The organism is Vibrio sp. M260121 (assembly GCF_036533715.1).
Classification (GTDB): Bacteria; Pseudomonadota; Gammaproteobacteria; order Enterobacterales; family Vibrionaceae; genus Vibrio.
This window is the reverse complement of the sequence record NZ_JATABF010000009.1, coordinates 97,867-112,162: the sequence shown is the minus strand read 5'-3', so window position 1 is coordinate 112,162 and position 14,296 is coordinate 97,867. Positions and strand designations below refer to the sequence as shown.

The window sequence follows — 14,296 nt, the reverse complement described above, 5'->3', positions numbered from 1 at the left end:
TTTGGGTTTAGCAAGTAAAAGCGGATTGTTTTGAAAATGCTGACTTTACGCCGTGAGGCTTGTGTAATACTGGCTAATCCGCCATCAGTTTGTCTAAAAACTTACGAGTGCTTCAAACAAATACGTCTATTTATGGTTGTATCGATGAAAAATCCTTACACTAAGCCACATTGATTCAAAATTTAGCCTTGAAATATGGATGTTTGAACTCAATATCTTTGATAAATGATTTATCTCAGTATTCTTAGTTCCAAACTGGCAGAGACTGAAGGCATTACGAGTAGATCGGGAACGGTCTGATTAAAGAGAGATCCACGAAAAATGATAACTAAGCTACTGACAAAAGTAATTGGCAGTCGCAACGACCGAACACTGCGCCGCCTTAGAAAAATTGTAAAAGAGATTAATAACTACGAACCAACGTTCGAAGCACTTTCTGATGAAGAGCTAAAAGCGAAGACAGTTGAGTTCCGTGAGCGCCTAGAGCAAGGTGAAACGCTTGATAAGCTACTTCCAGAAGCTTTTGCTACGGTTCGTGAAGCATCTAAACGTGTTTACGGCATGCGTCACTTCGACGTTCAGCTTATCGGTGGTATGGTACTGAACGGCGGTCAAATTGCGGAAATGCGTACTGGTGAAGGTAAAACTTTAACTGCAACCCTTCCTGCTTACCTAAACGCACTTCCAGGTAAAGGTGTACACGTAGTCACAGTGAACGACTACCTAGCGACACGTGATGCTGAGACTAACCGTCCACTATTTGAATTCTTAGGTATGACTGTTGGCGTAAACGTGCCAAACATGCCTCCTCAAGCGAAGAAAGAAGCTTACCAAGCTGACATCCTATACGGTACAAACAACGAATTTGGTTTTGACTACCTACGTGACAACATGGCTTTCCGCAATGAAGACCGTGTTCAACGTGAGCGTTTCTTCGCTGTAGTCGATGAGGTGGACTCAATCCTTATCGATGAAGCTCGTACTCCTTTGATCATCTCTGGTCCTGCAGAAGACAGCTCTGATCTATACACTCGTATCAACCTGCTTATTCCACAGCTTCAAAAGCAAGATAAAGAAGATTCTGAAGAATACCGCGGTGACGGTCATTACACAGTAGATGAGAAATCTAAACAGGTTCACCTAACAGAAACGGGCCAAGAATTCGTTGAAGAATTGATGGTGAAAAACGGTCTGATGGAAGAGGGTGACACACTTTACTCTCCAACGAACATCAGCCTACTGCACCACGTAAACGCAGCGCTTCGCGCACACGTGTTGTTCGAACGCAACGTAGATTACATCGTTAACGAAGACGGTGAAGTTGTAATCGTTGATGAGCACACGGGTCGTACAATGCCGGGGCGTCGTTGGTCTGAAGGTCTTCACCAAGCGGTTGAAGCAAAAGAAGGCGTTAAGATTCAAAACGAAAACCAAACGCTGGCTTCGATTACTTTCCAAAACTACTTCCGTCTATACGAAAAACTGTCAGGCATGACAGGTACAGCGGATACAGAAGCATTCGAATTCCAATCGATTTACGGTCTTGAAACGGTTGTTATCCCAACTAACAAGCCAATGATCCGTAACGATATGCCAGACGTGGTTTACCGTACTGAAGCAGAGAAGTTTGCTGCAATCATCGAAGACATCAAAGAGCGTGTAGAGAAAGGTCAACCATCTCTAGTAGGTACGGTTTCTATCGAGAAATCAGAACTGCTATCTAACGCACTTAAGAAAGCGAAGATTAAGCACAACGTACTGAACGCGAAATTCCACGAACGTGAAGCTGAGATTGTTGCAGAAGCAGGTACACCTGGTGCAGTAACAATCGCAACGAACATGGCAGGTCGTGGTACCGATATCGTGTTGGGTGGTAGTTGGCAAGCGAAAGTGGAAGCACTGCAAGATCCGACTAAAGAACAGATCGACGCGATTAAAGCTGAGTGGAAACAAGTTCACGATCAAGTACTAGAGTCTGGTGGTCTACACATCATCGGTACTGAGCGTCACGAATCTCGTCGTATCGATAACCAGCTACGTGGTCGTTCTGGTCGTCAAGGTGATGCGGGTTCATCTCGTTTCTACCTATCGATGGAAGATTCACTGCTGCGTATCTTCACTTCAGACCGTATGGCTAGCCTTATCCAAAGTGGTATGGAAGAAGGTGAAGCGATCGAGTCTAAGATGCTGTCTCGTTCAATTGAAAAAGCACAGCGTAAAGTGGAAGGCCGTAACTTCGATATCCGTAAACAGCTTCTTGAATACGATGACGTGGCGAACGATCAACGTAAAGTGGTTTACGAATTGCGTGATGAGCTAATGAGCGTTGACGACATTAGCGACATGATCGAGCAAAACCGTGAAGATGTAATCACTGCGATCATCGACGAATACATTCCACCACAATCTCTAGAAGACATGTGGGATGTGGAAGGTCTACAAGAGCGCTTGAAGGCAGACTTCGATCTAGACGCGCCAATCAAGCAATGGCTTGAAGAAGACGACAAGCTATACGAAGAAGCGCTACGTGAGAAGATCACTAACCTAGCGGTTGAAGTTTACAAGGCGAAAGAAGAAGTGGTTGGCGCACAAGTGCTACGTAACTTCGAAAAATCAGTAATGCTTCAAACGCTAGATACGCTATGGAAAGAGCACCTAGCGGCGATGGATCACCTACGTCAAGGTATTCACCTACGTGGTTACGCGCAGAAGAACCCGAAACAAGAGTACAAGCGTGAGTCGTTTGAACTGTTTGAAGGTCTACTAGAAGCGCTGAAAACAGACGTAATTACTGTTCTATCTCGTGTTCGTGTTCAACAGCAAGAAGAAGTTGAACGTATGGAAGAGCAACGTCGCGCGCAAGCTGAAGAAGCGGCACGTCGTGCACAAGCTCAACACGCGGCAGCACAAAACCCATTGTCTGAAGGCGAAGAGTCTGAAGAAGGCGCTCACCAACCAATGGTTCGTGAAGAACGCAAAGTGGGCCGTAATGAGCCTTGTCCATGTGGCAGCGGCAAAAAGTACAAACAATGCCACGGTAAAATTGACTAATACAGTCTGAAAACATAAATAAAGAGTCGCTTAGGCGGCTCTTTTTGTATTGATAGATCTAGGAACGAATCTAATGAAAAGAATTCACATTGTTGCGGCGATCATCTTTAACCAAGACAAGTCGCAAATCTTCATCACCAAACGCCCAAGCGACAAACACAAAGGTGGTTTTTGGGAGTTCCCTGGCGGCAAAGTCGAGCAAGGTGAAAGTGTTGAGCAAGCGATGGTTCGTGAGCTTGAGGAAGAGATTGGTATAACCGTCACTGAACAAGCTTTGTTTGAGCACTTGGAATACGACTATCCAGACAAGTCTTTGAAGTTTGATTTTATGACAGTATCTCAATTCGATAACCAACCTTATGGTCGCGAAGGTCAAGAGGGTTGTTGGGTGGATATTGCAGCATTGCCTGATTACACCTTCCCTGAAGCAAATGTGCCGATCCTTGAACGAGTGGTAAAAGAGTTTTCCTAACTCACCGCGAACTGTCTTGTGGTTAACACGGGATATTGTTAGTTTAAAAAGATACAGCGAAACGAGAGAAGGCGAGGTAAGCCTCGTTTATCCAGAGAAGGAGAGAAAGCGCAATGGTTCGTATTGCAATCGCAGGAGCTGCCGGCCGTATGGGTCGTAACCTAGTTAAAGCATCACATATCAATCCAGAAGCATCCGTTACTGCTGGTTCTGAACGTCCAGAATCGTCTCTAGTTGGTGTTGATGTAGGTGAACTGTGTGGTGAAGGTAAGTTTGATGTCTTTCTGACGGATGATTTAGCCAAGGAAGTCGACAACTTTGACGTTGTAATCGATTTTACTGCTCCAGTGAGCACGTTAGCGAATCTAGAGCTGTGCAAACAACATGGTAAGAGCATTGTCATCGGTACTACGGGCTTTAGTGAAGAAGAACGTGACCTGATTGATGAAGCAGCAAAGCAAATTCCTGTTGTTATGGCTCCGAACTACTCTGTAGGTGTGAACCTAGTCTTTAAGCTTCTTGAAAAAGCAGCCAAAGTGATGGGCGATTACTGTGATGTTGAAATCGTCGAAGCGCATCACCGTCATAAAGTTGATGCTCCGTCTGGTACCGCTATTGGTATGGGTGAAGCCATTGCTGGCGCGATGGGTAACAAATTGAGTGACGTTGCGGTATATGCACGTGAAGGTATCACGGGCGAACGTACGAAAGATGAGATCGGTTTTGCGACTATTCGCGCTGGTGATATCGTCGGTGAGCATACTGCAATGTTTGCTGATATCGGTGAGCGTGTCGAAATTACCCACAAAGCAACGGATCGTATGACCTTTGCTAATGGTGCAGTAAAGGCCGCAGTTTGGTTACATTCTAAACCAACTGGCTTCTACACCATGACCGATGTCCTCGGGCTAAATGAGCTTTAAATACATAATTATTCGCCGGCGTAAGCCGGCTTTTTTGTATTTGAAGGAAATTATGTAAATAAAATGAGCATGTCATAGGGAGTTAATATCGACACTTTGCTTGTTGTTTTGGGTGTTTGGTGTGTTTATTTTTTTGTAATGCTCAAAAGTTATGGTTGAATTTGCCGGATGAACGTTTGCGCAAAAATATCGCAAAATTTTGTGATCTGCAATAAGTTCAAATTTGTAAAATTCATAAAAAAGTCATGGTAAGTGGCATGTAGATAGGTAAAACTTACTTTTTTAGGGCTTTTTCTGTTGAAACGCCCTTACTCGCTAGAAAGTAATAATTTATTTTTCAATGTGTGTTGACAGTTTCCAAGTCCGTCTTTAGAATACCGCCAATTTGTCAAAAATACCTGTTTATGTAAATAATCAAGGTAAAGGAAGGCAAATTTGCAGCTTAATTTATTTTTTATGCATTTTTATTCTGGAGGTTGTCTTGGGTAAATTAGCACTGTTAGTCCTAGAAGATGGGACAGTGTTCCGCGGTGTTTCCATTGGAGCAGATGGTATTTCCGTTGGTGAAGTTGTTTTTAATACCTCGATGACGGGGTACCAAGAAATTCTCACTGATCCTTCCTATTCTCAACAAATCGTTACTCTTACTTATCCTCACATTGGCAATACCGGAACCAATTCCGAAGACGAAGAATCTTCTTCAATCCACGCACAAGGCCTTGTGATTCGCGATCTCCCTCTTATCGCTTCTAACTTCCGTAATGAACAATCCCTTTCTGATTACCTCAAGTCGCAAAACATCGTCGGCATTGCAGACATCGACACGCGTAAGCTAACTCGTATCCTGCGTGAAAAAGGTGCTCAAAACGGTTGTATCGTAGCTGGTAACAATCTAGACGAAGCTTTGGCACTAGCGAAAGCAAAAGAATTCCCTGGCTTGAAAGGAATGGATCTTGCGAAAGAGGTTACAACAAAAGAAGCGTATCAATGGAAACAAGGTTCGTGGACGCTTGAGGGTGGACTTCCAGAAGCGAAAGACGACAGCGAATTGCCATATCACGTTGTTGCCTACGACTTCGGCGCAAAACGCAACATCCTGCGCATGTTGGTTGACCGAGGCTGCCGCCTAACGGTTGTTCCTGCTGAAACTTCAGCAGAAGAAGTTCTGGCTCTAAACCCAGATGGTGTTTTCCTATCAAACGGCCCTGGTGACCCAGAACCATGTACTTACGCGATTGAAGCGACAAAAGTATTCCTAGAAAAAGGCCTGCCAATCTTTGGTATCTGTCTAGGCCACCAAATCCTTGCGCTAGCATCGGGTGCACAAACAGTGAAAATGAAGTTTGGTCACCACGGCGCAAACCACCCAGTAAAAGATTTGGAGCGTAATGTTGTGATGATTACGTCGCAGAACCACGGTTTTGCAGCAGACGAAGCAACACTACCTGAAAATCTACGTGCTACTCACGTATCGCTATTTGATGGCTCTCTACAAGGTATTCACCGCACAGACAAGCCAGCATTTAGCTTCCAAGGTCACCCTGAAGCGAGCCCAGGTCCACATGACGCGGCACCGCTATTTGACCACTTTATCGAACTAATCAAAAAACACAGCGCTTAATTCGGAGTAGTAGATAATGCCAAAACGTACTGACATTCAAAGTATTCTTATTCTTGGTGCTGGTCCGATTGTTATCGGTCAGGCATGTGAGTTTGACTACTCTGGCGCACAAGCGTGTAAAGCACTGCGTGAAGAGGGTTACCGAGTTATCCTAGTAAACTCTAACCCTGCAACCATCATGACTGACCCAGACATGGCGGATGCAACTTACATCGAGCCAATCCAATGGGAAGTGGTTCGCAACATCATCGCGAAAGAAAAGCCGGATGCAGTACTACCAACAATGGGTGGTCAAACTGCATTGAACTGTGCACTAGACCTAGAGAAGCACGGTGTTCTTGAAGAGTTCGGCGTTGAGATGATTGGTGCGACTGCTGACGCAATCGACAAAGCGGAAGACCGTTCTCGTTTCGATAAAGCGATGAAGTCTATCGGCCTTGAGTGTCCACGTGCAGATACTGCAAAAACCATGGAAGAAGCTTACGCTGTACTCGATATGGTTGGCTTCCCTTGTATCATCCGTCCATCATTTACTATGGGTGGTACTGGTGGCGGTATCGCATACAACAAAGAAGAGTTCGAAGAAATCTGTCGTCGTGGTTTGGACCTATCTCCAACCAACGAACTTCTTATCGATGAATCTCTTATCGGTTGGAAAGAGTACGAGATGGAAGTGGTTCGTGACAAAGCGGACAACTGTATCATCGTATGTGCGATTGAAAACTTTGACCCAATGGGCATCCACACGGGTGACTCAATCACGGTTGCACCAGCGCAAACCCTAACAGACAAAGAATACCAGCTAATGCGTAACGCATCTCTAGCAGTACTGCGTGAGATTGGCGTTGAAACTGGTGGTTCTAACGTACAGTTTGGTATCAACCCGAAAGATGGCCGTATGGTTATCATCGAGATGAACCCACGTGTATCTCGCTCTTCTGCTCTAGCTTCAAAAGCAACAGGTTTCCCAATCGCTAAGATTGCAGCGAAACTAGCAGTTGGCTTTACGCTAGACGAGCTAATGAACGACATCACTGGCGGCGCTACGCCAGCATCATTCGAACCAACCATCGACTACGTAGTAACAAAGATTCCTCGCTTTAATTTCGAGAAATTTGCTGGTGCTAACGACCGTCTAACGACGCAAATGAAGTCAGTTGGTGAGGTAATGGCAATTGGTCGTAACCAACAAGAGTCACTACAAAAAGCACTTCGCGGTCTAGAAGTAGGCGCTACTGGTTTTGACGAGATGGTTGACCTAGATGCGCCAGACGCACTGACGAAAATCCGTCATGAGCTGAAAGAAGCAGGCGCAGAGCGTATTTGGTACATCGCGGATGCATTCCGTGCAGGTATGTCAGTAGATGGCGTATTCAACCTAACGCAAATCGACCGTTGGTTCCTAGTTCAAATCGAAGACATCGTGAAGCTTGAGCAAGAGCTAAAAGCAAAAGGCTTCGCTGGTCTAAACAAAGAAGAACTTAACAAGCTGAAGCGCAAAGGTTTTGCTGATGCACGTCTATCTAAGATTCTAGGTGTTGCGGAAAGCGAAATCCGTCGTCTACGTGACCAGTACGACATCCACCCAGTGTACAAGCGCGTTGATACGTGTGCGGCTGAGTTCTCTTCTGATACAGCTTACATGTACTCATCTTACGATGACGAGTGTGAAGCGAACCCAACAGACAAAGACAAGATCATGATTCTAGGCGGCGGTCCAAACCGTATCGGCCAAGGTATCGAATTTGACTACTGTTGTGTACACGCATCGCTAGCACTGCGAGAAGATGGCTACGAAACTATCATGGTTAACTGTAACCCTGAGACTGTTTCTACGGACTACGACACGTCTGACCGTCTGTACTTCGAACCAGTAACACTGGAAGACGTACTAGCAATCGCTCGTGTTGAGAAGCCAAAAGGCGTTATCGTTCAGTACGGTGGTCAAACACCACTTAAACTGGCTCGTGCACTTGAAGCGGCTGGCGTGCCTATCATCGGTACTAGCCCAGATGCAATCGACCGTGCAGAAGACCGTGAGCGTTTCCAAGTTGCTGTTGACCGTCTAGGTCTTCTACAGCCAGAAAACGCGACAGTAACGACGATGGAGCAAGCGGTAGAGAAATCTCGTGAAATCGGTTACCCACTAGTTGTACGTCCTTCTTACGTACTTGGTGGTCGTGCGATGGAAATCGTATACGATGAGCAAGACCTACGTCGCTACTTCAACGAAGCAGTAAGCGTATCAAACGAATCTCCAGTTCTACTAGATAGCTTCCTAGACGATGCAGTTGAAGTCGATATCGATGCTATCTGTGACGGTGAGCGTGTGGTTATCGGCGGTATCATGGAGCACATCGAACAAGCGGGTGTTCACTCAGGTGACTCAGCATGTTCTCTTCCTGCATACACGCTAAGCCAAGAAATCCAAGACGTAATGCGTGAGCAAGTTGAAAAGCTAGCGTTCGAGTTGGGTGTTCGTGGTCTGATGAACACGCAGTTCGCGGTTAAGAACAACCAAGTATACCTAATCGAGGTGAACCCTCGTGCAGCGCGTACAGTACCGTTCGTATCTAAAGCAACGGGTGCACCAATCGCTAAGATTGCTGCGCGTGTAATGGCGGGTCAATCGCTTGAAGCTCAAGGCTTTACGAAAGAAATCATCCCACCTTACTACTCAGTGAAAGAAGTTGTACTTCCATTCAACAAGTTCCCTGGTGTTGACCCACTGTTAGGCCCAGAAATGCGCTCTACTGGTGAGGTTATGGGTGTTGGTGCTACGTTTGCAGAAGCTTACGCGAAAGCAGAATTGGGTTGTGGCAACATTTACCCAGAAGGTGGTCGTGCACTACTGTCTGTTCGTTCAGGTGACAAAGAGCGCGTTGTGGACCTAGCGTCTAAGTTGACAAAACTTGGTTACCAGCTAGATGCAACGCACGGTACAGCTGTCATTCTTGGCGAAGCGGGTATTAACCCACGTCTAGTAAACAAAGTACACGAAGGTCGTCCTCACATTCTTGACCGTATCAAGAACAACGAGTACACCTACATCGTGAATACTGCCGCTGGCCGTCAAGCGATTGAAGATTCTAAAGTTCTGCGTCGCGGCGCACTAGCTGAGAAAGTGAACTACACAACAACACTAAACGCTGCATTCGCAACTTGTATGGCACACACTGCAGACGCGAAGAGCACGGTAACTTCGGTTCAAGAGTTACACGCAAAAGTGAAAGCTAGCCTAGAAGCGTAATAGATAAAAATCAGTAAGCCTGAAAAATAGGGCTTATATGACAACCTCATTGCCCGCTCATTTGAACGGGCTTTTTTGTCTTTAAGGTTTCTTAAAATGGAGAGAATTGAAGTGCGCTAAGAAAGCTTGGTAGAGCGGACTTTTGTATAGCATCAAACTGATAACTGAAAGCAACGTCCCTAAAGATGAAGAAATAGTACTGCCATTTGTAATAACAAAATTAGCGCTGCAAGTAACAAGAATAAATGCAATGGTGAGCAAGTTTACTTTCGCTGCGATACTCAAGCCTTTGCTTATAGTCAGAATGTTTGGCACACATATTACTGTTGCAGTTATGGTACCGGAGAGAATGAAATAAGTATCGAGTTCTATTTGTTGAGTGATAGAAAACCACTCATTCCAGATGCTTAGGCTTATTGCTAGACCAATGGTCAAGCATAGATATAAAGCTATAGGGAGAACTATTTTAGTCATGCGACGCTCTTTAATTTTTAAACTGAAATTTGGTATGTGCCCGACATTACAATGTAATTCATAATTAGATCAGTACTCCACATGCTGAGCTCTATAAGTGTGGTAGTTATAAAATAAACTCTACTTACTTATTTATTTATTTTGTATACTCTCTTTTCCAGTAAAATATTGTAAGTCGATTCGTCTTTGCTAAATGTATAGTTATTAGACTTAGCAAATACATCAGCTAAGATAGTTGCAGGGTATAATGATAAAAAAGTAGTTATGGAGAGTGCTAAAAAAATCTTACTTGACTTTTTGAATTGGCTCTTAGTTACAAAGTTATTTGATATAATTGAGATGACAAGTATTCTCAAGCATTCAAAAAGAATGAAACTCGCTCCAAACATATATACATAGACTTGATCAAAAGTTGTTACTTCACTTTTAGTGGTTATATTGTCATAGAAGCCAGTTATGCCTTTTAGTGAGTATATAAATAGAGAGGTTGATGATATGAGTAAGAATATCAAGTAGAATAATGCTTGTTTTCTATCGTAGTTACCATGCGTCATCATCACAGCCCTTTACTCATTTATTAATTTTCTATTTCTATCGAATGTAGAGGGTAATTAATCCAAATAATATTGGATTTCTAAGTTTTATCACTTTATATAAACGTAGTTCTTATCATATAACCAGGACTGGCTTAATTTTTCTGAGTGTTTATATCCATTTTCTAGTGCAATTTTCTCTAAATAGTAGCTAACAGGGTATGGTGATATTATAGATATGAAAGATATTGTAAAAAATATTTTTAACATTACATCATTTGTCTTTTTGGAGAATTTTTTATTTCTAATTAATGCAACTAAAGAGTAGCAGGAGAAAAATACAAATAACATTGACCCAGAAGTTAAGGCTATGGATGAACGTGAAAAATTAACACTACTTTCTTCGCTCTCTATGTTTTTGATAAAATCAATTATTTCAACTATTGATATGTTGATCATCAATACCCCAATTATGGAGAAGATGAACGAAGATAGAAGAATATATTTTTTATTTTCTAATTTTCTTTCGTTATTATTCATCTTTAAATACGCCTCGGTATCCAGAATTTCTCAGGTTTTTAACAATAGTTGACTTTATACTATTAATATCTTCATTGAGGGTTGACTTACTTTTTATCATGTCGTGAATTGCTTTTTGAAGATTGGCCGTGATCTTGTAGTGTTCATCTATCTTATTCAATGCGTAGCCTGATAGTATTCCAACAGATATAGCCAGAATTAAAGGGCCGGCTGTCATTGCTGTGCTTGCGTAAGCTAAACCGGTTGAAGCTTTTACTGCAAGGATCGATAGAGCAGCTGAGATACCTACTTTCAATACATCTGTTGAAACGGAACCAAGAAACTTAGATAAAGTATGTTTGTTTTTTGCAGAGAAAAATAAATCTAATACCCTGAATGAACTAACGAGTATAACGGTAATTAGCCCGCCTTTAAGAACTGAACTTATAGTGTCCTTAGTTCCAATTGCAATGTGGGTTACTATAGGTGGAGAGCTCAGTTTAGTAAAACCAGATAGCCTGGACTTTAATACCGGACTACCTTGCATAGTTAGATGAGGCTGTCCATTTAAATAATCAATACTAATTATGGTGTTTGTGCCATGTATGTAGCTTGTTAGCTTAGCCAACAATACTAAATCATCAGCAGATGCGTAGTAGTTTGAAGAGTTTTCGAATGCCTTTTTGAGATTCTCCCAACGAGTAAGATCTACTTTGTTTTTTAAGTATGCTTTTAGTGTAGTGTCAAAATTTTCGATTGAAAAAATATAGATTTCTTTTTTAGGTGAGTTATCTCGAGAAGTTACTGGATACATGGATTTTAAATTTTATTTATCTGGATTAATAATTATTTTGCATCAATTCATTGATGGGGTAAGCCATAGTTGTTATTTATTGGGCGGAGTTAAAAGTCTTTGTGTAATAATCTATTTTGTTATTTATTGTTTTTTAAGTTAAATGATGAAAACCTGGAATAGGTTGGTGTCTTGAGTTTCCTTTTGTGCGTTTGCGTGGCAGTGCTATCGTTGTTCCATCTTGGTTACAAATATTTACAAGGGCTCACAAGTGGAAGTTACGTTCGAAATCTTAATTGCATTGTTTTTTGTCGCATCCGCTGCGGGATTTATTGATGCGATGGCTGGTGGCGGTGGTCTCTTGACTCTACCTGCTTTGTTGGCAGCGGGGCTAAGTCCGACTCAAGCATTGGCGACCAACAAACTCCAAAGCTCTTTCGGAAGCTTTTCTGCCAGTTGGTACTTTGTGCGTAATGGCATTGTTAGCCTTAAAGAAATGCGCCTAGCGATTCTATGTACCTTTATTGGTTCTGCCATTGGTGCTGAGGCCGTACAGTTTATCGATGCCGGTGTACTCACCAGTCTTATCCCTGTATTGCTTATCGCGATTTCACTCTATTTTTTGCTCTCTTCAACTAATAAAACAGCTGAAGGAGAACCAAAGCTCTCTGAAGCGATGTTTGCTTTATGTGTTGGTGGTGGCGTGGGCTTTTACGATGGCTTTTTTGGTCCAGGTACTGGCTCTATCTTTGCGCTTTGCTTTGTCGCACTTGGTCACTTCTCTTTGGTTGATGCGACCGCTCGTACTAAGATTCTCAACTTCACCTCAAATATCGCGGCTCTGCTGTTCTTTATTCTTGCTGGTTTGCCTGTGTGGGAAATCGGTCTGACCATGGCTGTGGGGGGCTTTATTGGTGCTCAGCTTGGTGCCAAAGTAGTGGTGACCAAAGGCCAAAAGTGGATTCGACCTTTGGTGATTACTATGTCTATGCTGATGGCCGCGAAACTTCTCTGGCAACAACATCACCAATGGTTTCTATCACTGTTTTAACTCTTGGTGACTGGTACACGTTTTGCCTAACGCAGATATGAATCGGTCGAATTAAAGATGTCAGTTGTTCGAACATAAAGCAGTTATGGTCAGGGATCTTTAACGCTCTCACTATCGATAATGGGATTAATGCTGGCGCTGCCCCTCCAAGTGCAAGTTGGGCTGCAGCAGTGTAGGCATCCATTTCCATCAATGGTTTGATGCCGATTTTCTCTAATGCAGGCAGTTGGTAGCTATTGGACGGGTTAGCTAAATCATTTGTGATGACTTTTTTCGGAAGTTCATTCAGTTGTTGATCACTAACGAGGAAAAAAGGTTCATCGCACAGATGAAAAGCCATCAAGCCGTGATGTGGTGGAAGCAAACCAGCGCAAAGCCCAATGGTCGCTTTACCGGATTGAACTCGCTCAACGATTCTAGGGCTGTGGTTGGTGGTTATAGTTAAGTACTGATCTTGCTTGAGGTAATCACCAATGGTTTTTCCAAGATAACCTGCAATAAGAGACTTTGAGCTATCGAGGGTGATTAATGATGTGTCCTCTAGCTCTTGCTGTTCATAAATAAGGCCACGTAACTCGTTAAAAGACGGACCAATATTCTCGATCAAAGCCATGCCATCAGGTGTGAGTTTAATGGTTCTCCCCGAGGGTTCTACTAGCTTCTTTCCCAGTTTTTTCTCTAGGTTCGCGATACGTTTACTCACTGCAGATTGGCTGATATACAGCAAACTCCCAGTGCGACTCATCGTTTTCGCTTTGCTTAAAACTAATAGTGTTTCGATGCCTTCCAGTAACATGTCTATCCATGAATGTTGGGAATAATAGGCCTAATATAGCCAAGCTTGAGACGAGAAGCGACAGGTGATTTTACAAACAAAAAGAGCCGATGTTTCAGTCGGCTCTTTTGTATAAATTGACTGGTATCGATCAGCGATTGATAGCAAAGGTTGGCAGTGACAAGTGCCAGCGAATCGCACCAAGGCGAATAATCAAGGTTGAGATGACACCTGCGAGTAGGGCGACTGAATGGTCGTGCCCCATACTCAATGCCGTGGTATGGAAAATTCCGCCGATGATACATGCGGTCGCATAGACTTCACTTCGCAGTACCATGGGTACCTCGCGAGCCAGCACATCACGGATAATGCCGCCACCGCAGCCAGTGATAACGCCCATGATCACCGCAACCATGCCAGAAGCATTGTAGGCGAGAGCTTTCTCGACACCGATACCGACGAATACCGCCAAACCAATTGCGTCACAGACAGGTAGAACCCACCAAGGCAAGCGCTTAGGGCGACGAATGACAATCATCGTGAGCAAACAAGTGATGAAAATTACCCAAAGATAAGTGGTGTCAGTGATCCAGAAGACCGGGGTTGCCCCGAGCGCCATATCACGAATAGTGCCGCCGCCAATAGCTGTCACACTACCGAGTACGATCACACCGAAAGGATCCATCTTTAATCGGCCTGCGAGTAAAACGCCAGAAACCGCAAAGACAGCAGTACCGAATAAATCGATCATATAAAGCAGCATGGAGTCCATGTTACTTGGTACCTTTTAAACAAATTGTGGGGGAACAGAAATGGGACGGAAATTGTACGGGA

The 14,296-nt window shown here is 43.5% G+C and carries 11 protein-coding genes; 6 read left to right on the top strand and 5 right to left on the bottom strand.

Annotated elements, in window-relative coordinates; translation table 11 throughout:
• Positions 1-321: 321 nt before the first annotated feature.
• The 5 genes from secA to carB all read left to right on the top strand — a co-directional run bounded on the left by secA (position 322) and on the right by carB (position 9,317).
• Positions 322-3,051, top strand: coding sequence for a preprotein translocase subunit SecA (secA, locus tag QTO06_RS07790; protein ID WP_010646536.1), 2,730 nt, complete (start codon positions 322-324; stop codon positions 3,049-3,051).
• A 73-nt stretch (positions 3,052-3,124) separates the two neighbouring features.
• On the top strand, positions 3,125-3,523 hold the full coding sequence (mutT, locus tag QTO06_RS07785) for an 8-oxo-dGTP diphosphatase MutT (RefSeq protein WP_331407355.1): 399 nt from the start codon (positions 3,125-3,127) through the stop codon (positions 3,521-3,523).
• A gap of 113 nt (positions 3,524-3,636) precedes the next feature.
• Positions 3,637-4,446, top strand: a complete 810-nt coding sequence (dapB, locus tag QTO06_RS07780) for a 4-hydroxy-tetrahydrodipicolinate reductase (protein ID WP_331407354.1) — start codon at positions 3,637-3,639, stop codon at positions 4,444-4,446.
• A gap of 481 nt (positions 4,447-4,927) precedes the next feature.
• Entirely contained in the window at positions 4,928-6,067 is a 1,140-nt protein-coding gene (gene carA / locus QTO06_RS07775; RefSeq protein WP_010445883.1) for a glutamine-hydrolyzing carbamoyl-phosphate synthase small subunit, read from the top strand.
• A gap of 16 nt (positions 6,068-6,083) precedes the next feature.
• Positions 6,084-9,317 carry a carbamoyl-phosphate synthase large subunit gene (carB, locus tag QTO06_RS07770; RefSeq protein WP_331407353.1) on the top strand — a complete coding sequence of 1,078 codons (3,234 nt, stop codon included), beginning with the start codon at positions 6,084-6,086 and terminating at the stop codon, positions 9,315-9,317.
• 81 nt (positions 9,318-9,398) lie between these two features.
• Here the strand turns inward: carB and QTO06_RS07765 are convergent, their stop codons facing one another.
• The 3 genes from QTO06_RS07765 to QTO06_RS07755 all read right to left on the bottom strand — a co-directional run bounded on the left by QTO06_RS07765 (position 9,399) and on the right by QTO06_RS07755 (position 11,657).
• Positions 9,399-9,791 carry a hypothetical protein gene (locus QTO06_RS07765; RefSeq protein WP_331407352.1) on the bottom strand — a complete coding sequence of 131 codons (393 nt, stop codon included), beginning with the start codon at positions 9,789-9,791 and terminating at the stop codon, positions 9,399-9,401.
• A 644-nt stretch (positions 9,792-10,435) separates the two neighbouring features.
• Entirely contained in the window at positions 10,436-10,864 is a 429-nt protein-coding gene (locus tag QTO06_RS07760; protein ID WP_331407351.1) for a DUF1240 domain-containing protein, read from the bottom strand.
• Positions 10,857-11,657 carry a hypothetical protein gene (locus QTO06_RS07755; protein WP_331407350.1) on the bottom strand — a complete coding sequence of 267 codons (801 nt, stop codon included), beginning with the start codon at positions 11,655-11,657 and terminating at the stop codon, positions 10,857-10,859. The genes QTO06_RS07760 and QTO06_RS07755 overlap by 8 nt, the downstream gene beginning before the upstream one ends.
• 250 nt (positions 11,658-11,907) lie before the next feature.
• Here QTO06_RS07755 and QTO06_RS07750 point away from each other — a divergent pair, with 250 nt between their 5' ends.
• Positions 11,908-12,687 carry a TSUP family transporter gene (locus QTO06_RS07750; RefSeq protein ID WP_331407349.1) on the top strand — a complete coding sequence of 260 codons (780 nt, stop codon included), beginning with the start codon at positions 11,908-11,910 and terminating at the stop codon, positions 12,685-12,687.
• On the opposite strand, the gene QTO06_RS07745 is transcribed toward QTO06_RS07750, so the two are convergent.
• On the bottom strand, positions 12,623-13,483 hold the full coding sequence (locus tag QTO06_RS07745; RefSeq protein WP_331407348.1) for a LysR family transcriptional regulator: 861 nt from the start codon (positions 13,481-13,483) through the stop codon (positions 12,623-12,625). The genes QTO06_RS07750 and QTO06_RS07745 overlap by 65 nt on opposite strands.
• Before the next feature lie 130 nt (positions 13,484-13,613).
• On the bottom strand, positions 13,614-14,234 hold the full coding sequence (locus tag QTO06_RS07740) for a TRIC cation channel family protein (RefSeq protein WP_005436171.1): 621 nt from the start codon (positions 14,232-14,234) through the stop codon (positions 13,614-13,616).
• Between the last annotated feature and the right edge of the window lie 62 nt (positions 14,235-14,296).

Bases quoted from the DNA above. Each gene is read 5' to 3' on its own strand.
- secA (WP_010646536.1), top strand. From the start codon at position 322: ATGATAACTAAGCTACTGACAAAAGTAATTGGCAGTCGCAACGACCGA.
- mutT (WP_331407355.1), top strand. From the start codon at position 3,125: ATGAAAAGAATTCACATTGTTGCGGCGATCATCTTTAACCAAGACAAG.
- dapB (WP_331407354.1), top strand. From the start codon at position 3,637: ATGGTTCGTATTGCAATCGCAGGAGCTGCCGGCCGTATGGGTCGTAAC.
- carB (WP_331407353.1), top strand. From the start codon at position 6,084: ATGCCAAAACGTACTGACATTCAAAGTATTCTTATTCTTGGTGCTGGT.
- QTO06_RS07765 (WP_331407352.1), bottom strand. From the start codon at position 9,791: ATGACTAAAATAGTTCTCCCTATAGCTTTATATCTATGCTTGACCATT.
- QTO06_RS07760 (WP_331407351.1), bottom strand. From the start codon at position 10,864: ATGAATAATAACGAAAGAAAATTAGAAAATAAAAAATATATTCTTCTA.
- QTO06_RS07755 (WP_331407350.1), bottom strand. From the start codon at position 11,657: ATGTATCCAGTAACTTCTCGAGATAACTCACCTAAAAAAGAAATCTAT.
- QTO06_RS07745 (WP_331407348.1), bottom strand. From the start codon at position 13,483: ATGTTACTGGAAGGCATCGAAACACTATTAGTTTTAAGCAAAGCGAAA.
- QTO06_RS07740 (WP_005436171.1), bottom strand. From the start codon at position 14,234: ATGGACTCCATGCTGCTTTATATGATCGATTTATTCGGTACTGCTGTC.